Consider the following 21,351-nt stretch of genomic DNA (forward strand, 5'->3'; position numbering starts at 1 on the left):
GGTAAAGCTGTGAAAATGGAAATATCAGTTTCCTGAAAGAGGAGACCAGCATGAACCCCGATATCAAAGTAGCCAACGGTGCCTGCCACTGCGGAACAGTGCGCTTTCGCGTCAAACTTTCCGATGGCCTTAACACGGCGCGCCGTTGCACCTGCTCTTATTGCCGGATGCGCGGTGCAGTTGCCGTCTCCGCCGATCTGGATGGACTGGAAATTCTTGAAGGCGAAGATGCGCTGACGCTCTACACGTTTAATACGGGTGCCGCGAAGCACTTCTTCTGCTCGAAATGCGGGATTTACACCTTCCACCAGCGCCGCTCCAGCCCGCACCAGTTCGGCGTGAATGCGGCCTGCCTCGAAGGCGTTTCTCCCTTCGACTTCAAGGTTATTCCCGTCAATGACGGCGTGAACCACCCATCCGACAATCCCAACTACAAAGGTTCCGGCATTGCTGGCTATCTGCGTTTCGAACCATTTGATGAAACCAAGGCTGACTAAATCCTTGCACGCCGCTTCTGCTCGTTTTTCTCCCATGAAAACACGACCGGCGGCAGCGGATCGAAGCCGCGAATAATATCCGCCCCCTTTTCGCCGACCATGATGGTCGGCGCATTGGTGTTGCACGACGGAACGCGCGGCATGATCGAGCTGTCGCAAACCCGCAGACCTTCAAGACCGCGCACTTTCAAATCAAGATCGACAACAGCCATCGCATCCGTCCCCATCCTGCAGGTGCCGACCGGATGGTGATCGGTCTTGGCATTGGCGCAAGCATAATCGAACAGATCATCGTCACTGACGACCTTTGGCCCCGGCAGACGCTCGGCCATCACGTAAGGTTTCAATGCATCCTGGCTCATGATTTCGCGCGCGATCTTCAGACCTTCAAGCGACATCTTGCGATCATGCGGATCGCTCCAGTAATTAGGATCGATCAGAGGTGCAGCTGCCGGATCGCTGGATGCCAGCCGCACGGTTCCACGCGAACGCGGATGCAGATAGGCGGAGTTGAGCGTTACACCGGCATTTTTGAGCTTCTCAACACCTGCCTCGATGCCCGAACCAAGCCCCAGATGAAACTGGGTATCCGGTGAGCGGGCATCCGGATCAGCATACCAGAAGCCGCCGGTTTCAAAGAGGCTGGACGCCACCGGACCAGAGCGCAGAAAGATATATTGCAGGCCCGCGCCCAGCGTCCGATGCAACTTTGCCACGCCATCATAGGTGTGATCGCCTGTGCATTCGGCAATAACAAACAGGTCGAGATGGTCCTGCATGTTCTCGCCCACACCCGGCAGATCATGCTTGACCGCGACACCGACCTTTTTCAGATGATCCGCGGAGCCGATGCCGGATTGAAGCAGAAGTTTCGGCGAACCAATCGCGCCGGACGATACAATCACCTCGCGGCTTGCGCGCAAAGTCTCCCCGCTCATCAGCGTTACGCCGTTGACGCGCGTCTTCTCCATTTCGATACTGCGCACCGGTGCATTCATGCGGATCGTCAGGTTCTTGCGACCCTTGATCGTGGACAGATAAGCAAGCGATGCAGACGAGCGGCGGCGGTTGCGTTGGGTGAGCTGATAAAAGCCGACGCCTGCCTGTTCGCGACCGTTGAAATCCGCATTAAACGGAATGCCGAGTTCCTGGCCCGCTCGGATATAGGCGTCGCAGATCGGCAGTGGCGCAGATGGCATCGAAACACCAAGCGGCCCGCCATAGGAATGGAAATCATCGTTGAAACGCTGATTGTCTTCGGCGCGTTTAAAATAGGGCAGCACATGGCGGTAGTCCCAGCCGGTACAGCCGTCTTCGCCGGCCCAAAGATCATAATCGGCTGCATTCCCGCGCGTATAAATCTGCGCATTGATGCTGGAGCCGCCGCCGATGACTTTTGCCTGCGTATAGCGCAACACCCGATTTTTGAGGTGTTTCTGCGGAACGGTTTCCCAGCCCCAGCTCGCCACACCCTTGGTCATCTTGGCAAACCCGGCTGGCATGTGAAACAGCGGATTCCAGTCGCTACCACCAGCTTCCAGCAACAGCACTTTTACCGAAGCATCTTCGCTCAGACGATTGGCGAGAACGCAGCCGGCAGGCCCACCACCCACGATGATATAATCGTAATCCATCGCCTTACCCTTATAATTTTGCAATCGACAGGCCGCCATCGGCATTGATCGCCGAGCCCGTCGCAAAAATGAAATCGCCACCGGCAAGTCCGGCCACAATCGCGCCGACATCGCCCGCCTCTCCCCAGCGCTTCATCGGCACCAGACCGGCTTCAATCAGTCCGTCATAACGCTCAGCAACTTTCGCCGTCATATCGGTGCGGATGATGCCGGGACGGACCTCGAACACGCCGATCCTCGCTTCAGCCAAACGCAATGCCAGTCCTTGCGTGAATGCCGTCAGCCCTGCTTTGCTGATGCAGTAATCAAGCCGCTCGGGCGAGGTCATCACCGACGAAACGGAGCTGATTGTTATAATGCTGCGTGGAAAACGCACCTCGTTCACCGCCACCATGGCCTTCACCACGGCCTGGGTGAAAAACACCGTACCGCGCAGATTCACATCCATGATCGTGTCGAAGTTTTCGGGCTTCAGCCCAAGGAAATCGCCTCGCTCAATTGAGCCCATGCCTGCATTGTTGACCAGACAATCAATGCCACCGAGTTCGCTCACGACAGCTGATACAGCCGCCTCATGTGTATCAACCGCGGCAAGATCGCTTTCAAAGAAAGCCACTTTTCCGCCAAGTTCCCGTAGTTCACGAATGACAGCGTCGTCGCTTTCGCGATCGGTAATGGCGAGATCAAAACCCTTGGCGGCAAGCGCACGCGCTATCCCAAGCCCGATGCCGCGACAGCCGCCGGTTACCAGTGCCACAGGTCTTTGACGGTTCATGCCAGCACCTCGCTTTGAATGTGGTCGGATACGCGCAGAGCCTGCGCCGCAATGGTTAGCGCCGGATTAACCGCAGCCGAGGTCGGCAGAAACGACGCATCGACCACATAGAAATTAGGGTGGTCATAAGCACGGCACCAGGGATCAAGTGGCGCCGTCGCGCAATCATTGCCAATACGCACCGTGCCGCACTGATGCGATGGTGTACGCCGGTCAAAGGCCCGCGACAGCACAATTGGAAAGCCCGCCTGCCTGAGCGCGGATTTGAGCTTATCAACCAGCATCAGATGCGCTTTCCAGTTGGAACGCACCCAATGCAGAATGATGCGATCACCATCCACGCTCACGCGGCTTTCTGGCGATGGCAGGTCCTCACTCATCGCGTAAAAATCAATGGTGTGTCCGGCAATGCGGTTCAAAAGCCATTCCGGCACTCGCTGCATATTCGATTTCAGGATCGCGCCTGAAACCCTCCCCAGCAATTGCACATTGCCAAGGGGCGGCCCGCCAGCCCCATCCGAGAGATAATAATCATTGAAGCCAAACGTTTTTTGGTAAACGCTGTCATTGCGATAGCGCGGATCAAACCCGATCACCGCACTGGCATTGTGGTTCATGAAATTGCGACCGACCTGATCCGAACCGTTCGCCAGTCCTGAACGCAGCAGAAGTGCCGCCGATTGCACGGCACCGGCAGATAGAATGACCAGTTTGGGACGCAGGACCAGCGCCTCGCCGTTCTTCACATAATGAACTGCCGTGATGGTCTTTCCGTCGGGCCCGGCTTCCAGCTTCGTTACCCGCGCGGATGTTTCAAGCCGGACATTTGGATGTTTGAGTGCGAGTGCTAACGGACAGGTTTCCGCATCCATCTTGCCGTCATTGCTGTTGGGATGCGCATCCCACGGCGTTTTGGCCTTTGCCAGCCAGCGCTCGATATCAACACCCAGTGGCAAGGAAGCCGGATGCAGCCCTGCCTTTTTCAACCGCTCACGTACATCGGCAATCGGATGTTCATCATTGATTGCAGGATAAGAATAAGGCTTTGAATGATACGGCTCGGTTGGGTCATCGCCAAGCTCGCCGCGCACCTGAAAAAGCGCTTCCGCCTTGCAATACCAGGGCTCAAGTTCATCATAGCCAAAAGGCCATGCCGGAGACACGCCTTCAAGATGCGCAAGCTCCTCAAAATCTTCGCGCCGATAGCGCACCAGCACTGCGCCATAGAATTTGGAATTGCCGCCGACATTGTAATAATTTCCGGGATTGAACGGCGTGCCGTCCGTCTCATACCAGAATTCTTTCGGGCGAAAGAAACCACGCTGGAAAATGGCGCGTGGGTCGCGGTTTTCCGGCCTGTCAGCAAGCCGCTCACCAGCCTCCAAAATCAGAATGTCCGCACCTGATGCGGCAAGACCGACGGCCATTGTTGCGCCGCCGATACCTGATCCGATGATGACAATATCCGGCTGTCCTCCCAAAGCCGTCACTCCCTACTTAGCCTGCGGCATCCACCAGCCGGTGCGCGCGCCGATATGCATGTTGAGCGTCTTGGTTTCGGTATAATCCTCCACCGCATGACGGCCCAGCTCGCGGCCCAGACCCGATTGTCGATAACCACCAAAAGGCAGTTCCGGCGTGCCGTCCATGAAGGTGTTCATCCAGACCGTACCAGCCCGCACCTTGCGACCAATGTTCATGCAAGTATCGAAATCGCGGCTCCACACGCCAGCCGACAAGCCATATTCAACCGCATTGGCAATCGAAATTGCCTCATCCACCGTATCAAAAGACAGCACCGACAGAACCGGCCCGAACACTTCTTCACGCGCCACGGCCATATCGGCTTTCACGCCTGCAATGATGGTCGGTCCCATATATTGGCCAAGGCCGAGATCCAGCACATCGCCGCCATGAGCAATTGCAGCACCGGCCTTTTTAGCCTGATCGACATAGGCACCGACCTTTTCAAGATGCTGTGGCGTGATGATCGCGCCGACTTGCGTGCTGACATCGAGCGGATCACCAACGATCACCTTTTTCGATAGATCGGCGACGCGCCCCACGATCTCATCGACAATCGAGCGATGCACGATCAACCGCGAACCGGCATTGCAGCACTCGCCCGCATTGAACCATGCGCCGAACACCGCAGCGTCGATAAAGGCATCCATATCCGCATCCGGGAACAGGATTTGCGGATTTTTGCCGCCAAGCTCCAGCGATACTTTCTTCAGCGTCTGCGCCGCATTGGCTATAGTCAGTTTGCCGACGCCAGTGGAACCGGTGAACGACACCATGTCCACATCCGGATGCGTGCTCATATGCTGGCCAACCTCGGCACCCGTTCCGGTGATGATATTGACGACACCATCCGGCAGCCCTGCCTCAGTCAGAATTTCGCCGAGTAACAACGTCGAACCCGATGTGAGTTCCGAAGGCTTCACCACCGCCGTACAACCCGCTGCAAGCGCAAATGGCAGCTTTTGGCCTACGATCAAGAAAGGGAAATTCCAAGGCGTAATGATGGAAACAACGCCAATTGCCTCGCGCAGCACGACGCCCAGCGTACCATCGCCCAGATTGTTATAGCTTTCACCATGCAGATCGCGCGCAAGCGCTGCCGCATAGCGCCAGATATCCACGGAACCGGCAATTTCGCCGCGCACCTGAGAAATTGGTTTGCCGGCTTCAATCGCATCGAGATAGGCAAGCTCTTCCGCCCGTGCTTCAATCAGATCGGCGGCCTTCAGCAAAATCAACGAACGCTGCGATGCGGTTTTAGACGACCAGCGCCCGTCATCGAAAGCCTTACGCGCGCTCGCAACCGCGCGTTCCACATCGGCCTTGTTGCCAGCAGGATAGCGGCTTACCGTGACGCCATGGCCGGGCGCTACGCGTTCAATAGTCTCGCCGCTTTGGCTTCCAACCCATTTACCATCAATCAGCATCGAGAATTCACGAACTTCAAGCCCATTCAGCGGCTGCGGTTTTACGACTACGCTCATCACCATTTTCCTTCAAAATTTGCTTCGCGCTTTTCGGTAAACGAGCGCACGCCCTCTTTCAGATCGCCGGTCTTGGCGACCAGAATGGAACCCAGCGCCTCAACTGCCGTGCCATTATCCTCGCCATTGGCGACGGAAAGCATCAGTTTGGAAATTACCAGCGCGGCCGGTCCGCGCTTGGCCACCCGCGCCGCATAGTCCTGCGCCGCCTGCAGGGCTGCACCCGTCTCCACCACATGATCGACCAGCCCGTGCGACAGTGCTTCGTCCGCTGTGAACATTTCACCGCCCAGCACCATGCGGCGTACAATCTGCGCACCGAAACGGCGCACAAGGCGCTGCGTGCCCGACCATCCGGGGATCATGCCAAGCGATGTTTCCGGCAAGCCGATTTTTGCTTGTCGTTCAACAATGCGGATATCGGCGGCACCTGCCAGTTCCAGACCACCGCCCAGCGCATGGCCGTTCATCGCTGCGATCAGCGGCACACGCAAAGTCGCAAGCCGCTCGAACACGCGATGACCGTAGCGCACCCAGGCATGGCCGAATTCTGCCGGTTCCATGCTGCCCCAAGCCTTAATGTCGCCGCCTGCGGAAAAAGCCTTGCCTTCGCCGGTCAGGATCGCAACCCGCACACTGTTATCCGCTTCCACCCGATCACAGGCGGCAGACAATTCCTGCAAAAGCTCAATATCAAACGCATTGAGCTTTTCTGGCCGCCTGATCGTCACGACCGCAATGTGGTTCTCGACATTGATATCAATTCGTTCAGCCATGTTAAGCCTCCAGCTTTCGCGCAGGCTTTTGCGGCAATTCAAGCCCGATCGGCTGGTCACGGAACAGTGCCTCATCCATCATCTTGAGCTTATCCGAAACAATCAACGGGAACTCAGCCTGATCGAGAATATGCGTCTGCAAATCCACACCCGGCGCAATCTCGGTCAGCACAATCCCTTCCGGCGTCAGCTTCAAGACCGCGCGTTCAGTGACATAGGTAATATCCTGCCCCTGCTCGACACCACGCGGACCTGAGAAAGTGACATGCTCGACCTCATTCACGAGCTTCTTGAGCTTGCCTTCCTTCTCGATCACCAGCTTGCCGTCAGCGACCGACAATTTCGCCCCTGCATTAAACATACCGGAAAATACAATCTTCTTTGCCCTTGCAGTGATATCGACAAAGCCACCGGCACCAGCAGTCACATGCGGACGGAATGACAGCTTCGAGACATTGACCGAACCGTCGCGACCGATCTCAAGGAAGGACAGAAGCGAGGCGTCGAAGCCCGCCCCCTGAAAATAGGTAAACTGATAGGGTGACGGCATATAGGCATCGGCATTCGACGCGCAGCCAAAGGCAAAGTCGAGAAGCGGCACGCCACCAACGGCACCCTGTTCGATCACCCAAGTAACCGCGCCATGCAAACCCTCTTCCAGCAGAATGCGCGGCACATTGGCGGAAATGCCGAAGCCAAGATTGACCGCACTACCTGCCTGCAACTCCTGTGCGACACGCCTCGCAATCGCCTTCTGAATATTGAATTCGGCCAAGCGGAATGTATCGAGCGGACGGAAAATCTCGCCGGAAATTGCCGGATCGTAAAGTGTCTGCGTTGTCTGCTTCTGGTCGGGATCAACCACAATATAGTCAACCAGAACGCCCGGCACGCGCACATCATGCGGTTTCAGCGTACCTTCCTTGGCGATGCGCTTGACCTGCGCAATGACGATGCCGCCATTGTTGCGCGCAGCCAGCGCCTGATCCAGCCCACCAAGATATGCGCCCTCATGTTCATAGGTGAGATTGCCGCGTTCATCGGCAGTGGTGGCGCGGATGATCGTCACATGCGGCACGATATTGGGAAAATAGAGCCAGTCTTCGCCTTCAAAACTGACCTGTTTGACAACTGGCTCCTCACGCGCCTTATCGTTCATTGCCGATCCCTGGCGCTTTGGGTCTACGAAGGTATCAAGCCCCACTTTGGTGAGCACGCCGGGACGCTTGGCAGCTGCCTCACGATGCATGTCGAACAGAATGCCCGATGGGATATTATAGGCCGGAATCTCGTTATTGGTGATCATCTGCCAGATCAGCGGCGGCTCCGCGCTCGATGGTCCGGACGGATAAGAACCGCCAATGATCTTTTTGAGAAGACCTTTTTTGGCGATGTAATCGACTCCCTTGATGCCGCTCATATCGCCTGCCGCAATCGGGTGCAGCGTGGTGATATTTTGCGGATGGCCTGTCTCGTCGAAACGCTGTCCGATGGCTTTCAGCATCAGATCGGGACAGCCAAGACCGCTCGATGAAGAAACTGAGACGACAGCGTTGTCGGGAATGAGTGCGGCTGCTTGCGCAACTGAAATATGTTTGTTCATAGTTCTCAAAGTCCTGAATGAACGGCTGTGGCCTTGCCGGTCTTTGCGGCGTCAGCGACGGCAAGCCCCGTTGCGAGCGACCAGATGCCGTCAACCAATGTAGCGGAAGGCTGCCCTTTGCCAGCCATAGCCTCGTGGAAGGCCAGCAGAGCAGTTTCGTAGAGGTTCTTATGATCAAGCGGCAATTCGCGCTCGCCGTCCTTGTCCCGCAGGGTGACGATCCCGACCGGCTTCTGCGTCATGACATTGCGTGCAATGAGCGAGCCTTCGCTGCCATGCACTTCAAAGCCGGTTTCCGCATATTTGGTGGTGAAGGCATCGTGGAACTGGGCAATCGCGCCGGAAGGAAAACGCAGTGCGCCCATCACGCCGTCTTCGATGCCTTTACCGCTTAAGCCGCCTTGCTGGCTGAAAGCCACCGCCTCAACCGGATTTTCACCCAGCACAAAACGCAACGTATCGGCATCATGCACGGTAATATCGAGAATGACGCCGCCGCCGGCATCGGATCGTTCGATGCGCCAGCCCTGCAAATGCGGCGGCAGATAAACCGCGTGAAAAACCCGCGCGGCAAGCACCTTGCCGATCTTGCCTTGAGCGATAGCATCACGCATGGCGCGGTGGCTTGCAGCATTGCGCAAGTGATGATTGGTGCCCGCCACAACGCCCGCTTCACGCACGGCTTTCAGCATTTCGTGGGCATCACCAATCGTCAGTGCCAGCGGCTTTTCGCACAGAATATGCTTGCCTGCTTTGGCGGCAGCAATCGCCTGATCGCGGTGCAGTTCATTGGTAGTGGAGATATAGACAGCGTCGATTTCCGGATCGGACAACAGCGCATCAAGGCTTGTCACCGAGCGGGCAATCCCGTTCTCGCGGGCATAGGTTTCGCCACGCTCAGCATTGGTGCTGTAAACGGACACAACTTCGCCGACAATTGACTTATTTGGCGCGCGAATGGCACCGATGACCCATTCTTTTGCAATGGTGCTTGCGCCTATAAGGCCCCACTTTGCCATTCGAATTTCTCCTCCTTTTTCGATTGCGTACCGCAACTTGCACGCACCGCAAGACGCACCGCCAAGCGCTGCGCCTCCGCCTCCACCCGTTCCGAATTAATTTGTTTCAGCAAAAGCTGTGCCGCACGTTCTCCCAAACCTTGCGGGTCAACAGCCACAGTCGTCAGCGCCGGAACAGCCGTCTTGGCTTCGATCACATCGTCAAAACCCACCACTCCGAAATCCCGGCCCGGCTCAAGATTTGCAGCGCGCAAACCATCGCAGACACCGAAAGCCACAGCATCATTGAAGCACACAGCAGCCGTCGGTTTCATGCCGTGCCGCAACATATGCTCAAGAGCCTCGACACCGCCCGCACGTGAAGGCGCACTTGTGAAAACCAGTGCATCATCAAACACAATTTGAGCCTGCTCAAGACCCGCACGATAGCCAGCAACTCTTTCAGCAAAAACAGCTGTATCGGCATAGCCGCCCATGAAAGCGATTGTCCGATGCCCCAGGGAAACCAGATGCTCCACCGCTTTTGCCACGCCGCCGCGATTATCGGACAGGATAGAAGAAACCCCCGATCCCGGCACATCGCGCACCATTTGAACAACCGGCAGGCCGCTTTTTGCCAATGGTTTTAGATCACTAGCCTCGGTGCCACGCGCAGGCGAAACGATCAGCCCCGCAATGCCATGCTCGCGCATCGAAGCAATCACCTCGCGCTGACGATCAATGCTTTCAGCCGTATTGGCCAGAAACTGCACATAACCGGCCGATTGCATGACACGATCAACCCCCACCGCAAGCTCGGCAAAGAAGCTGTTGGTCAGATCATTAACCACCAGCCCGATGATCTTGGATTTCGACTGACGGAGATTGGCGGCTGAGCGATTATAAACATAGCCGAGCTTCTTAATCGCATCCTGAACCTTGGCGCGGGTCTCGGCATGAACAAGCGGACTGTCACGCAGAACAAGCGACACGGTCGATTTCGACACGCCTGCTTCGCGTGCGATATCAATGACCGTAATGCTGCTCTTGCTCATATCTGTCTCCTGCGCTCTTAAGTTAATTGGAACGATCCAAATTTGTCAACGCCTTTCGGTTTTCACGAAATGGCCATATTTTTGACGTCAGTTTGCCGTAATTCTTAATGCATTTCGCAGTGCTAAAATGAAAAAATAGAGCATCAAGCCTCCCTTTACAGCTATATCTTGAAATTTGGAACGATCTAAATTATTCATGCCAACGTGGAGTTGGAGGACTGACATGAGCGCATCATCGGAAAACGTGCTGACCCTGCCATTCGCTGACGGCAGCGTAAAACCCTATCGCTTGATCGGCACACCGACACCAAGACCCACCTCACCACCCCGCTTCAACCGTATTGCCTATGCTGCGGCGCATGTGGTTTCAGACCCGCTCAAAGATATTCATCCCCAGAGTGGTCCAGCCATTGATTGGGATGCGACAATGGCTTTCCGCCATCACCTTTGGAGCCTTGGTTTCCGGATTGCGGAAGCGATGGATACATCGCAGCGCGGAATGGGGCTTAACTGGGCCGGTGCGCAGGAACTGATCCGCCGCTCGATTGCAGAAAGCAAGACTGTTGCGGGTGCCGATCTCGCCTGCGGCGCCGGAACTGATCATCTCGACCCAGTAGACGCAAAGAGCCTTGATGACGTGATTAGAGCCTATGAAACACAGGCTGAATTCATCGAAAAACACGGCGGTCGTTTCATTCTCATGGCCAGCCGCGCCTTAGCGCGTATCGCCCGCTCTCCTGAAGATTACGTCAAGGTTTACAACCAAATCCTCACCAACGCGCGCGAAAAAGTGGTGCTGCACTGGCTGGGCGATATGTTCGACCCACAACTCAAAGGCTATTGGGGTTCGGACAAGTTTGAAGACGCGCTTGATACCGTCATCAACATCATAGAAGCCAACCGCCACAAGGTTGAAGGCATCAAGATTTCACTACTCGAAGAACGCTATGAAATCGCACTCCGCAACCGCCTCCCAGAAGGCGTGCTGTGTTTCACGGGCGATGATTTCAATTATGCACCGCTGATCGAAGGCGACGGCGACAAGCACAGCCATGCACTGCTTGGTATTTTCGACGCGGTCGCACCACAGGCTTCCAGCGCATTGGCACATCTTGCCAATGGAGACACGGAGCGTTTCCGCACGATCATCAAGCCGACAGTTCCTCTGTCGCGGAAAATCTTTGAGGCACCAACGCAATATTACAAGGCTGGCGTGGTTTTCCTTGCCTGGCTCAACGGCCACCAGAGCCATTTCACGACGCCAGCAGGAATGCAATCAGCCCGTAGTATTCTCCATTATGCAGATATTTTCCGCCTTGCTGATCAAGCAAATGTTCTCGATCTGCCGGAACTGGCTACCGCCCGTATGAAACATCTTCTCGCGGTCTATGGCTTAGAGCGCGTTTCGATCTGATTGGACCAGATCGGCGCTCTAATTATCTGTTTTAACGCGCATCTTTGTCCGAAAACCGTTTCACACTTTTCGGGATGCGCTCTAAACTAGCCCTGAACGACAGCGTTTGAGCCAGAGATGCGAAGCGGTTTTGCTGGAAATGTTTTAACGCGCCTCTTTTCTGATCGAAACAGGTCCAGAATTATTCCTTCGAATTCAATAATAATCCAATTTTATGCATAAAATTCCAATACTCGTTTAGTTGGAATCAATATATAATAGATAGAGAATATTTATTCTAAATTTATAAAGCTCTATAGAAAGTTAATACTTTAATGAAAAAATATAATCTATTTATAAATTCGATAATACTTTCATTTTACGGATCTCAATCTTGGGCGGAAACCCCTGTTTATGAAGTCCACGGCTCTTTCGGGGGCATACGGGCCGATGCTGTGAGTATATCCGCTGACGGCAAGGTATTTGGCGTAAGGCGTCAGTCTTCGAACGACTCTTTCGACAAATCTTTTGTCATCACCAAGGATGGCATAAGCGATATTGGTTCGCTAAGCGATTCCGATGAAGCTTCGCTTCAGGCAATATCAGCGAATGGCCTTGCAGCAATAGGTGTAAGTTCTGCCAGTCCGCTTGAATCGCACGCATTCTGGTGGACGCATGAAACAGGCATGCACGACATTGGTACTCTGGGAGGAAATGCGTCCTATACCACTGGGGTTTCGGCGAATGGGACTGTTGTTGCGGGCGATAGCTATCTCGTCGGAAACACCAAGACCAATGCTTTCCGCTGGACCTTACAGGATGGCATAACCGGTCTTGGAACTCTCGGTGGACCATCGTCGTTCTCTCATGCGATTTCCGCCGATGGCAGCACGATTGTCGGTTACAGCACTATGGCCACCTCTGAAACAAACGCTTTCCGCTGGACTGAAAGCACCGGCATGGTCAGCCTGCAGACACTGGGCGGCAACAATTCGACAGCGCGCGGCGTTTCAGCAGATGGTTCTGTGATTGTTGGCGCCAGCGACACCGCTGCAAGCCAGCAACATGCGTTTCGATGGACTCTGGAAACCGGTATGGTCGACATCAACACGCATACAAATGTCCACGAAAGCCTTGCCAATCTCGTGTCCTATGATGGCACTGTTATCGTGGGTTCGGCCATTTTCAATAGCAGCGATAATCAGGCTTTCCGATGGACACAGGAAACCGGCATGATCAGCCTGAACTCGCTTGGCGGCGGGCTTTCCCATGCTCTGAGTATGTCCGACGACGGCTCGGCTGTGGTTGGCTACAGTTACACGGACAGCATGGCGCTTCGTGCTTTCCGGTGGACAGCAAGCGACGGTATGATCGATTTGGGCACCATCGGAGGCAATAATGCTATCGCGTGGGATATTTCCAATGATGGTAGCGTTATAGCCGGGACCGCAGAAACCGCTGACGGTGCACTTCACGCGACATTATGGAAGTTCCCAAAACCGGATACCGGAACACCACCGACAGAGCCTGAAACCAATCCCGGAACGGGCTATAACCCCGGCTCCAGTCCAGAAACGCCATCGGGGGAAAATCCGCCTGCAAAAGAGCCTGAAACCTCGCCGGCGGTCATAGACCTCGACCACACTGCAACTACAGTCTTCTTGCTGGCGAACAACAGTTTCTCCGCCATGGAAGCACAGCGTTTGACACTCAACAAATTGCAGAATTTTTGCGATGTCGAGCGCGCACGCCAGACCTGCTATTCGATGTTTACCGATATCAGTGGGTTTGGTGGCCAAAAAGATTTGCTTTCAGGCTTTACGCTCGGTCACGGGTTTACCGACAACTTTTCAGCAGGCGTCACTGTCGCCCATTCATTCTGGCGCGACCAGCCTGACGGTTTTGACACGGGAAGAGACAATTTCGGTGGCGGTCTCTATGCACAGTGGAAAGACAAAACCGCCATTGGGGACTGGTACGTGCGAGCAAGTCTCGCAGCCAATCGCTACGATACAGATATCACCCGGCCCATTCTCCCCTATACCTAAGTCGGAACCGGCGAAAGCAGGCTGCAAGGCTGGAGCACTGCACTGGAGCTGGGACGAAAAGACAATCTGAATTTCCATAATGCCCGCCTCGGCTATTATGGCGGTCTGCGTTACAGCAATCTGTCGATGGACGGCTATACCGAAAGCAATGCGCTGTTCCCGTTCAGCTATAGCGATATGAAGTTCGCGCTGACCACTGTCTATGCGGGTGCTAATTACAGCATGCCTCTGACCGACAAGATCCGGTGGTTGATCAATCTGGAAATCGAGCAGGATCTTGCACATAAAGACCCGGTTTTTAACGCGACGGCTGATTACATCGGCGCGCTAAAGCTCAACTCAGACTTTTCTCATATCAGAGGCTCCGCATGGACGAGTCTGAGCTATGCCTTCAATGATGCTGTCGATCTTTCCCTGACGCCCTATGTCGCCCGAACTGTGTCGCGCGACAATGCGTTCGGAGCCATGGTCCGTGTTTCTGGAAAGTTCTGACCTAGAAATAAAAAGCCTCGCGCACAACATGCCGCGAGGCTTTTCAAGTCGTATGGTGCAATATCACCGCCAGCCAAGGGCTGGCGCAACATGCTTCAGGATCGATTCAATGACATGCGCATTGTAGTCGACACCCAGCTGGTTTGGCACGGTAAGAAGCAACGTATCGGCTTCGGCAATAGCCTCATCCTTCTCGAGTTGCTTGATGAGCTTATCCGGTTCAGCCGCATAGGACCGGCCAAAGACGGCGCGCAAATCCTCTTCAATGTAGCCGATCGAATCCTGCTCGCTGCTACCGCCACCAAAATATGCCCGATCACGGTCATCAACCAGCGCGAAGATGCTGCGGCTGACCGAAACACGTGGCGTGCGGGTGTGCCCGGCTTCTTTCCACGCGTCGCGATAAGCACGGATCTGCTTGGCCTGCTGAATATGCAAAGGCTCGCCGGATTCATCCTTTTTCAGGGTAGAACTTTGCAAGTTCATACCAAGCTTTGCAGCCCAGATTGCTGTGGCATCCGATGCAGCGCCCCACCAGATACGATCGCGAAGGCCTTCCGAATGCGGCTCGATCTTCAGAAGCCCTGGAGGGTTCGGAAACATTGGCCGTGGGTTGGGCTGGGCAAAGCCTTCGCCTTTCAGCGCTTCAAAGAACACTTCACCATGCTTGCGGCCCATATCGGCATCGGTCATGCCCTCTTCAGGCTCATAACCGAAATAGCGCCAGCCATCGATCACCTGTTCAGGTGAACCGCGGCTGATGCCGAGCTGCAGTCGACCCTTGGAGATAAGATCGGCAGCACCTGCATCTTCAACCATATAAAGCGGGTTTTCATACCGCATATCGATGACAGCGGTGCCAATCTCGATCTTGCTGGTTTTGGCACCAACGGCTGCAAGCAACGGAAACGGTGAAGCAAGCTGGCGCGCAAAATGATGGACGCGGAAATACGCGCCATCTGCGCCAAGCTCTTCGGCCGCAACAGCAAGGTCTATCGATTGCAGAAGCGCATCGCCCGCAGAACGAGTGCCGGACTGTGGCGAAGGCGACCAGTGGCCGAATGACAGAAAGCCTATCTTTTTCATGACTATGTTCCTCAGAGCACAATCCAACCACCGTCAAACGCGGACCGGCAGGCTTATGCTTCAAACGTTGTGCAGTGGCACTTTTCATCAGTTTTGTCAGAATATGGCGGCAGGCGATAGTCATTGAAAGGGCCCTGAACACAGTGTTCATGAAACGGAATATAACGGGCAAAGTATTGCCCGATGCCGACAACGTGCTGACAACGCGATGACGACACGTTGACAGCCCAAACAGACCAGATTAAGCCTCGATATGAGGCGGATTGACCTTCCATCCCAACATAGATTTTGGGCCCAACATAGAGTTTGAGATTGGATGAAAGGTCAATGTCCACGAAATGCCCAAACAGGCAACGCACTAAAACAGGGGAGATTTTTATGCGTTCTATGCTTCTGGCCTTGCTGGCCGCAACGGCTATCGCCACTCACGCACAGGCCAAGGATGTAACGGTCGCCGTTACTGCTATCGTTGAACATCCGGCACTTGATGCCGCACGCGACGGCGTGAAGGATGCGCTGGCTGAAGCCGGTTTCAAGGAAGGCGAAAATCTTAAATTCGTCTATCAGTCCGCTCAGGGCAATCCGGCAACGGCCGCCCAGATCGCACGCCAGTTTGTTGGTGAAGCTCCGGATGTCATCGTCCCGATCTCGACACCTTCGGCGCAGGCTGTTGTTTCTGCAACGCGTGATATTCCGATTGTCTTTACCGCTGTTTCCGATCCTGTCGGCGCACAGCTCGTCAAGGACATGACAAAGCCGGGCGGTAACGTGACCGGTCTTTCCGATATGTCGCCAGTTGTCGAGCACATCAAGCTCATCAAGGAAGTGATGCCGAATATCAAGAAACTCGGCTATCTCTATAATTCCGGTGAAACCAACTCGGTCTCGCTTCTGGCAGCGCTGAAAGAAGCCGCTTCCGCAGAAGGCATCGAAATCGTTGAATCGGCTGCAACCAAGTCGGCAGAAGTTCAGGGTGCAGCGCGTGCCCTCGTGGGCCGTGCGGACGCCATGTATGTTCCAACCGACAACACCATCGTTTCGGCTCTTGAAAGTGCCGTTGGCGTTGCTGAGGAAAGCAAGCTTCCGCTCTTCACCGCTGATACGGATTCGGTCAAGCGCGGTGCGCTGGCTGCTCTCGGCTTCAACTATTACGACGTTGGCAAGCAGACTGGTGCTGTCGTGGTCAAGATCCTCAACGGTGAAAAGCCAGGTGATATCGCTGTCGACATCGCCAAGGGAACCGACCTCGTCATCAATCTTTCTGCAGCCAAGAAGATGGGCGTCGAATTTCCACAGGCAGTAATCGACCGCGCGACCAGCAAGGTCGAATAATCGGTCTCAAGATTGTAATTAGAAAGGGCGGGATGATCTCCCGCCCTTTTCTTTGAAGCTACTTTCCAACATTTGAGCTTTTTAAATGCCTGTCATTCGTATCCTTCCCGCTGACGACAACACCAATGGCTGGAGCAAGATATTGCCTGCGCGCACGCCGCGTACAGCGCTCAAAGGTGATATCAAAGCCGACTGGATCGTGCTGGGCGCTGGATATGCAGGCTTAGCCGCCGCCCGAAGGCTGTCCGAGAACCGGCCCAACGACCAGATTGCACTGATCGATGCGCAAGAGGTCGGAAAAGGCACATCTGGGCGCGCTGCGGGTTTTGCCATTGATCTTCCGCACAATGTCAGTTCTTCGATGGAGGAGCTGGCTAAGTCGCACAGCTACCGAGCACTGGCGCGTGCAGCAATCGACCACCTTAAACAGCAAATTGACCGGCACGGCATTGACTGTGACTGGCGACAGGACGGAAAGTTTCACGCAGCGGTTTCCGATCAGGGTGTGCGTGAGGTTCTTGAACCGACAGTCAAAGAACTCGAACGCCTTAACGAACCATTCGACTGGCTCGAAGGCGATGCGCTGGCCAAACGGCTCGGAACAAACCATTTCAAGGCCGCTGTCTTCACCTATGGCACCTCGCTGTTGAACCCGGCTGCATTAGTACGCGGCCTTGCCGACTGCCTGCCCGACAATGTCACGCTGTATGAAAATTCTGCCGTGACCAAAATCGATTATGGCGACCACATTCACATTATCACGCCAAAGGGTAGCATTCAGGCACCCGCCATGATCCTGACGGTCAACGGTTTTGGCGAGCAGTTCGGCTTTTTCAGACGAAAGCTCCTGAACTTTGCTGCCCATGCAAGCCTCAGCCGTCAGCTGACCGACGATGAATACAAAGCGATTGGTGAGGTGGATCCGTGGGGGCTTACGCCCGCGAACTCCTTTGCCGGGATCACCATGCGTTTGACATCGGATCGGCGCATTCTGATGAGGCAGAATGTGCATTTTTGTCCATCGCTCCGTCAGTCGGATGGGCAGCGCCAAACCGTAAAGCGCGAACATAAGCGGCTGTTCGACGAGCGTTTCCCAATGTTACCCAATGTCGAGATGCAGCACACATGGACGGGCTTTATCTGCCTATCGCGCAACGGTGCGCCAGGCTTTGGCCAGATTGCCAAGAATGTTTTCACCTCACTCTGCCAGAACGGTGTCGGCATAACCAAAGGAACCATTGGCGGCATTCTCGCAGCCGATATGGCCTGTGACATTGATAATCCACTGATCGACGACATGCTGAAACTGGGCAGCCCAACTGAGCTACCGCAGCGCCCCTTCCTCGATATAGGCGTGCGCGCGCGGTTTGCCTGGGAGCTGTGGCATGCACGCGGCGAAGTGTGATCAGAACCGAGTGAGCTGGATGTTGTAACAGGCGCACAGACTGGTGCTTTTTGGCGCATTTGCAGCGATAATGCTTGCTTATTGGAGCTTTTGGGTTGTATCGGGAAAAAGACAGAGCCAGAACAATCGCAAGCAATAAAATTGCGCATGAAAAACCGGGGAATGGTTCCAAAGGCAAATGTGTTTGGAACAAACTCAAATCAAAACCGGTCGTGATTGAAACAGGTCTTTCGGACATGAAAAGGCAAATGCCTGAATGTGCGAAAGCCAGTGAATCTATGTGCCTTGAATGGTGCATCTTCATTTTCAGCCACGGCAAAGAACAAGGAATCTCAATGTGAGTCAGATCGCCTTCTGGGGTGCGGTCGAATTGGGCCTCGTCTTCTCTTTCGTCGCCATCGGCGTCTATCTGGCTTTCCGCGTGCTCGATTTCCCCGATCTGACCGTGGACGGCTCCTTCCCGCTTGGTGCTGCCGTGACTGGCGTTCTGATCATTGCTGGGTGGAACCCCTGGCTTTCAGCTGCTGTTTCGATGATTGCAGGCTCGCTTGCAGGACTTGTGACAGCAACGCTCAATGTGCGCTTCAAGATTCTCAATCTTCTGGCCTCCATTCTCACAATGATCGCGCTGTTTTCAGTCAATCTGCGCGTCATGGGACGTCCGAATATCGCCCTGATTAATCAGGACACGATGCTCTCACCGTTCTTCGGTCATGGCATTCCTGAATATTATGTGCGTCCGGCATTCCTTTTCGTGCTTGTTGCTGTCACGGTTTTCCTCGTCTGGCGTTTCCTTGAAAGCGACATGGGCCTTGCCATGCGCGCAACCGGTGCCAATCCGAAAATGGCCCGTGCGCAGGGCGTACGCACCGACCGTCAGATTTATCTGGGCATGGCCCTCTCCAACGCGCTCGTGGCGCTTGGCGGCTCGTTATTCGCCCAGACAAACGGCTTTGCAGACGTAACATCGGGCGTTGGCACGATCGTTGTCGGTCTGGCCGCTGTGATCATCGGTGAAACACTGCTGCGCACGCGTCTCATCCTTGTCATTCTCATCGGTTGCGTCCTGGGTTCGATCATCTATCGTATCGCCATCCAGCTTGCGCTTTCCAATGGCAGTATCGTCGGGCTTCAGGCTTCCGACCTCAATATCGCTACAGCGCTTCTCGTCACCTTCGCACTGATCTTGCCGCGCCTGCGCCGTGGAGGAGCATCATCATGATCGAAGTTTCCAATCTCGAGGTCATTTTCGGTCGTGGGACACCGCTCGAAAAGCAGGTGCTCAACAAGATCAATCTGACGATGGATCAGGGCTCGTTCGTCACCGTGATCGGCTCCAACGGTGCCGGTAAATCGACCATGCTCGGCGTTCTGGCAGGCGATGTCATCCCAACCGCTGGCAAGGTTGTGATCAGCGGACAGGATGTAACGCGCAAATCCACAGCCGAACGTGCCGGTCTTGTGGCCCGCGTGTTTCAGGACCCGCTCGCAGGCAGCTGCGGGACGCTGACGATTGAAGAAAATCTTGCACTGGCCGCATCGCGTGGTACGCGCCGTGGCCTCACCCATGCGCTCAATTCCAAGCGCCGCGAATGGTTCCGCGAACGTGTGGCAAGCCTCAACCTCGGCCTCGAAAACCGCATGCAGGATCGCATGGAGCTTCTCTCCGGCGGTCAGCGTCAGGCGCTCTCGCTGATCATGGCCACTCTCGCCGGTTCCGAAGTTCTGCTGCTCGACGAACATACCGCAGCCCTTGATCCGGGCATGGCTGAGTTCGTCATGGAACTGACCCGCACGCTGATCTCGGAAAACAAGCTCACAGCATTGATGGTCACGCATTCCATGCGTCAGGCGCTCGATTATGGCGACCGCACCATCATGCTGCATGGCGGCAAGATCCTGCTTGATGTTACCGGCGACAAGCGCAAGACGCTGGGCGTTGAAGACCTCATCGAGATGTTCCGCAAAGTGCGTGGGCAGACGCTCGATGATGACGCTTTGCTGATCGAATAAGCATGTCGCGGAAAAGTGGGAACCGGTTTTCCGATAACGGCATGCGCAAAACCAGAAAATAGAGCGAGCGCAGTGGGTACGACTAAGCGCGACACGCTCTAAGCTTTGCAAACAGCTTTGTTTCACAGCCGCCGTTCAGTTTGACCGGCGGCTGTTTCGTTTGAAAACGAATTGCGCTACTTAATCCCTTATGGCGCAGAAAAAAGCACACGAAGTAGATCAGTTCATTGGCAGGCCGAGCAGCTCGTTTCCGGTCGTGCTTCTTTATGGCCCAGACAAGGGGCTGGTGAGCGAACGTGCGCGCCGCTATGCAAAGGCCACCAAACTGCCGCTGGATGATCCCTTTGCGGTCATTCGCATGGAAGCCGATGAGATCGATGCGGATCCTGCAAAACTCGCCGATGAAGCGCGTACAATCTCTATGTTCGGTGGTGAACGGCTAATCTGGATCAAGAACGCAGCCGGGCAGAAGAAGCTTGCCGACGCCGTGAAACTTTTGGCAAATGAGCCACCGCGTGAAACTTATATTCTGGTGGAAGCCGGCGACCTCAAGAAAGGTGCAGGCCTGCGTAGCGCTGTCGAGAACGCGACCGCTGGCATGGCCCTTCCCTGCTATGCGGACGACGCGCGCGGCATTGACGGCGTGATTGACGACGTTTTGGCTGAATGGAAGATGCAGATCACCATGGACGGGCGTCAGCTGCTGCGCGCGAGCCTTGGCGGTGATCGGCTTGCGACGCGTGGCGAACTGGAAAAGCTTTGCCTTTATGTGCGCGGCAAAGAACGTATCGATATAGACGATGTGCGTGAAGCGGTCGGCGATGTAGCAGGTCTTTCAACAGATGAAGTCATTGATGCTGTGTTGACGGCAGACCTGCCCCGTTTTGAAATATCTTTTGACCGGGTTGTGAAATCCGGCACAGCCCCATTCCTCCTGCTTAATACTGCCATGAGGCAATTCCAACAAATTCAGACCCTGCGCCATATCGCCGATACCGAGCGCAAAAGTGCTTCCGTGGTTGTCGCCTCTGCGCGTCCGCCGATCTTTTTCAATCGCAAGAAACTGATCGAAAATGCTGTTGACCGCTGGAAGGCAGAGAACCTCGTGCGCGTTATGGAGCGCCTGCAACGCGCTGTGCTGGAAAGCCGTCAGAATGCGGTACTCTCCGTGCCTATCATTCGTCAGTGCTTGCTTGCTATTGCTGTCGAAGCTGCCAAGCTGGCACGCAGATAAGC

Annotated in this window: 19 protein-coding genes; 10 read left to right on the forward strand and 9 right to left on the reverse strand. The window is 55.0% G+C overall.

The window, feature by feature from the left end:
* The first annotated feature begins 50 nt into the window (after positions 1–50).
* Positions 51–497 carry a GFA family protein gene (locus tag CES85_RS21190; RefSeq protein ID WP_095447660.1) on the forward strand — a complete coding sequence of 149 codons (447 nt, stop codon included), beginning with the start codon at positions 51–53 and terminating at the stop codon, positions 495–497.
* Here the strand turns inward: CES85_RS21190 and CES85_RS21195 are convergent.
* The 8 genes from CES85_RS21195 to CES85_RS21230 are packed head-to-tail and all read right to left on the reverse strand — an operon-like array spanning position 494 to position 10,346.
* Complete coding sequence (locus CES85_RS21195; protein WP_095447661.1) at positions 494–2,131, reverse strand: GMC family oxidoreductase; 1,638 nt, start codon at positions 2,129–2,131, stop codon at positions 494–496. The two genes, CES85_RS21190 and CES85_RS21195, sit on opposite strands and share 4 nt — an antisense overlap.
* Before the next feature lie 10 nt (positions 2,132–2,141).
* Positions 2,142–2,906 carry a 3-ketoacyl-ACP reductase gene (locus tag CES85_RS21200; protein ID WP_095447662.1) on the reverse strand — a complete coding sequence of 255 codons (765 nt, stop codon included), beginning with the start codon at positions 2,904–2,906 and terminating at the stop codon, positions 2,142–2,144.
* Positions 2,903–4,387, reverse strand: a complete 1,485-nt coding sequence (locus tag CES85_RS21205) for a GMC oxidoreductase (RefSeq protein WP_095447663.1) — start codon at positions 4,385–4,387, stop codon at positions 2,903–2,905. The genes CES85_RS21200 and CES85_RS21205 overlap by 4 nt, the downstream gene beginning before the upstream one ends.
* Positions 4,388–4,399: 12 nt before the next feature.
* Positions 4,400–5,920, reverse strand: coding sequence for an aldehyde dehydrogenase family protein (locus CES85_RS21210; protein WP_095447664.1), 1,521 nt, complete (start codon positions 5,918–5,920; stop codon positions 4,400–4,402).
* Positions 5,914–6,690, reverse strand: coding sequence for an enoyl-CoA hydratase/isomerase family protein (locus CES85_RS21215; protein WP_095447665.1), 777 nt, complete (start codon positions 6,688–6,690; stop codon positions 5,914–5,916). The genes CES85_RS21210 and CES85_RS21215 overlap by 7 nt, the downstream gene beginning before the upstream one ends.
* 1 nt (position 6,691) lies before the next feature.
* Positions 6,692–8,293, reverse strand: coding sequence for an acyl CoA:acetate/3-ketoacid CoA transferase (locus CES85_RS21220; protein ID WP_095447666.1), 1,602 nt, complete (start codon positions 8,291–8,293; stop codon positions 6,692–6,694).
* 5 nt (positions 8,294–8,298) lie between these two features.
* Positions 8,299–9,312, reverse strand: coding sequence for a Gfo/Idh/MocA family protein (locus CES85_RS21225; RefSeq protein WP_095447667.1), 1,014 nt, complete (start codon positions 9,310–9,312; stop codon positions 8,299–8,301).
* The gene (locus CES85_RS21230) at positions 9,291–10,346 is read right to left on the reverse strand and encodes a LacI family DNA-binding transcriptional regulator (protein WP_095447668.1); all 1,056 of its coding nucleotides are present in this window, start codon (positions 10,344–10,346) and stop codon (positions 9,291–9,293) included. The genes CES85_RS21225 and CES85_RS21230 overlap by 22 nt, the downstream gene beginning before the upstream one ends.
* Before the next feature lie 223 nt (positions 10,347–10,569).
* Here CES85_RS21230 and CES85_RS21235 point away from each other — a divergent pair, with 223 nt between their 5' ends.
* The 3 genes from CES85_RS21235 (at position 10,570) to CES85_RS21245 (ending at position 14,279) form a co-directional block, all read left to right on the forward strand.
* Positions 10,570–11,760: a dihydrodipicolinate synthase family protein gene (locus CES85_RS21235; RefSeq protein WP_095447669.1), complete on the forward strand. Its 1,191-nt coding sequence runs from the start codon at positions 10,570–10,572 to the stop codon at positions 11,758–11,760.
* 434 nt (positions 11,761–12,194) lie between these two features.
* Positions 12,195–13,787 (forward strand): hypothetical protein, encoded by a 1,593-nt coding sequence (locus CES85_RS21240; RefSeq protein ID WP_167388307.1) that lies wholly within the window; start codon positions 12,195–12,197, stop codon positions 13,785–13,787.
* 66 nt (positions 13,788–13,853) lie between these two features.
* Positions 13,854–14,279: an autotransporter domain-containing protein gene (locus CES85_RS21245; protein ID WP_235901783.1), complete on the forward strand. Its 426-nt coding sequence runs from the start codon at positions 13,854–13,856 to the stop codon at positions 14,277–14,279.
* 63 nt (positions 14,280–14,342) lie between these two features.
* On the opposite strand, the gene CES85_RS21250 is transcribed toward CES85_RS21245, so the two are convergent.
* Complete coding sequence (locus CES85_RS21250) at positions 14,343–15,365, reverse strand: LLM class flavin-dependent oxidoreductase (RefSeq protein WP_095447672.1); 1,023 nt, start codon at positions 15,363–15,365, stop codon at positions 14,343–14,345.
* Positions 15,366–15,743: 378 nt separating this feature from the next.
* On the opposite strand from CES85_RS21250, the gene CES85_RS21260 reads away from it, so the two are divergent.
* The 6 genes from CES85_RS21260 to holA all read left to right on the forward strand — a co-directional run bounded on the left by CES85_RS21260 (position 15,744) and on the right by holA (position 21,349).
* A complete protein-coding gene (locus CES85_RS21260; protein ID WP_095447674.1) occupies positions 15,744–16,697 on the forward strand; it encodes an ABC transporter substrate-binding protein in 954 nt (317 codons plus the stop codon).
* A gap of 85 nt (positions 16,698–16,782) precedes the next feature.
* The gene (locus CES85_RS21265) at positions 16,783–18,102 is read left to right on the forward strand and encodes an NAD(P)/FAD-dependent oxidoreductase (RefSeq protein ID WP_095447675.1); all 1,320 of its coding nucleotides are present in this window, start codon (positions 16,783–16,785) and stop codon (positions 18,100–18,102) included.
* A 74-nt stretch (positions 18,103–18,176) separates the two neighbouring features.
* A complete protein-coding gene (locus CES85_RS21270) occupies positions 18,177–18,443 on the forward strand; it encodes a hypothetical protein (RefSeq protein WP_151092463.1) in 267 nt (88 codons plus the stop codon).
* Positions 18,440–19,324 carry an ABC transporter permease gene (locus tag CES85_RS21275; protein ID WP_095447677.1) on the forward strand — a complete coding sequence of 295 codons (885 nt, stop codon included), beginning with the start codon at positions 18,440–18,442 and terminating at the stop codon, positions 19,322–19,324. Before CES85_RS21270 ends, CES85_RS21275 begins: the two co-directional genes overlap by 4 nt.
* Positions 19,321–20,115, forward strand: coding sequence for an ABC transporter ATP-binding protein (locus tag CES85_RS21280; protein WP_095447678.1), 795 nt, complete (start codon positions 19,321–19,323; stop codon positions 20,113–20,115). Before CES85_RS21275 ends, CES85_RS21280 begins: the two co-directional genes overlap by 4 nt.
* Positions 20,116–20,305: 190 nt before the next feature.
* Positions 20,306–21,349, forward strand: coding sequence for a DNA polymerase III subunit delta (gene holA / locus CES85_RS21285; protein ID WP_095447679.1), 1,044 nt, complete (start codon positions 20,306–20,308; stop codon positions 21,347–21,349).
* Positions 21,350–21,351 lie beyond the last annotated feature (2 nt).

Source organism: Ochrobactrum quorumnocens (genome assembly GCF_002278035.1).
Classification (GTDB): domain Bacteria; phylum Pseudomonadota; class Alphaproteobacteria; order Rhizobiales; family Rhizobiaceae; genus Brucella; species Brucella quorumnocens.

Bases quoted from the DNA above. Each gene is read 5' to 3' on its own strand.
- CES85_RS21195 (WP_095447661.1), bottom strand. From the start codon at position 2,131: ATGGATTACGATTATATCATCGTGGGTGGTGGGCCTGCCGGCTGCGTT.
- CES85_RS21210 (WP_095447664.1), bottom strand. From the start codon at position 5,920: ATGGTGATGAGCGTAGTCGTAAAACCGCAGCCGCTGAATGGGCTTGAA.
- CES85_RS21265 (WP_095447675.1), top strand. From the start codon at position 16,783: ATGCCTGTCATTCGTATCCTTCCCGCTGACGACAACACCAATGGCTGG.
- CES85_RS21200 (WP_095447662.1), bottom strand. From the start codon at position 2,906: ATGAACCGTCAAAGACCTGTGGCACTGGTAACCGGCGGCTGTCGCGGC.
- CES85_RS21230 (WP_095447668.1), bottom strand. From the start codon at position 10,346: ATGAGCAAGAGCAGCATTACGGTCATTGATATCGCACGCGAAGCAGGC.
- CES85_RS21220 (WP_095447666.1), bottom strand. From the start codon at position 8,293: ATGAACAAACATATTTCAGTTGCGCAAGCAGCCGCACTCATTCCCGAC.
- CES85_RS21225 (WP_095447667.1), bottom strand. From the start codon at position 9,312: ATGGCAAAGTGGGGCCTTATAGGCGCAAGCACCATTGCAAAAGAATGG.
- CES85_RS21235 (WP_095447669.1), top strand. From the start codon at position 10,570: ATGAGCGCATCATCGGAAAACGTGCTGACCCTGCCATTCGCTGACGGC.
- CES85_RS21190 (WP_095447660.1), top strand. From the start codon at position 51: ATGAACCCCGATATCAAAGTAGCCAACGGTGCCTGCCACTGCGGAACA.
- CES85_RS21250 (WP_095447672.1), bottom strand. From the start codon at position 15,365: ATGAAAAAGATAGGCTTTCTGTCATTCGGCCACTGGTCGCCTTCGCCA.
- holA (WP_095447679.1), top strand. From the start codon at position 20,306: ATGGCGCAGAAAAAAGCACACGAAGTAGATCAGTTCATTGGCAGGCCG.
- CES85_RS21215 (WP_095447665.1), bottom strand. From the start codon at position 6,690: ATGGCTGAACGAATTGATATCAATGTCGAGAACCACATTGCGGTCGTG.
- CES85_RS21280 (WP_095447678.1), top strand. From the start codon at position 19,321: ATGATCGAAGTTTCCAATCTCGAGGTCATTTTCGGTCGTGGGACACCG.
- CES85_RS21260 (WP_095447674.1), top strand. From the start codon at position 15,744: ATGCGTTCTATGCTTCTGGCCTTGCTGGCCGCAACGGCTATCGCCACT.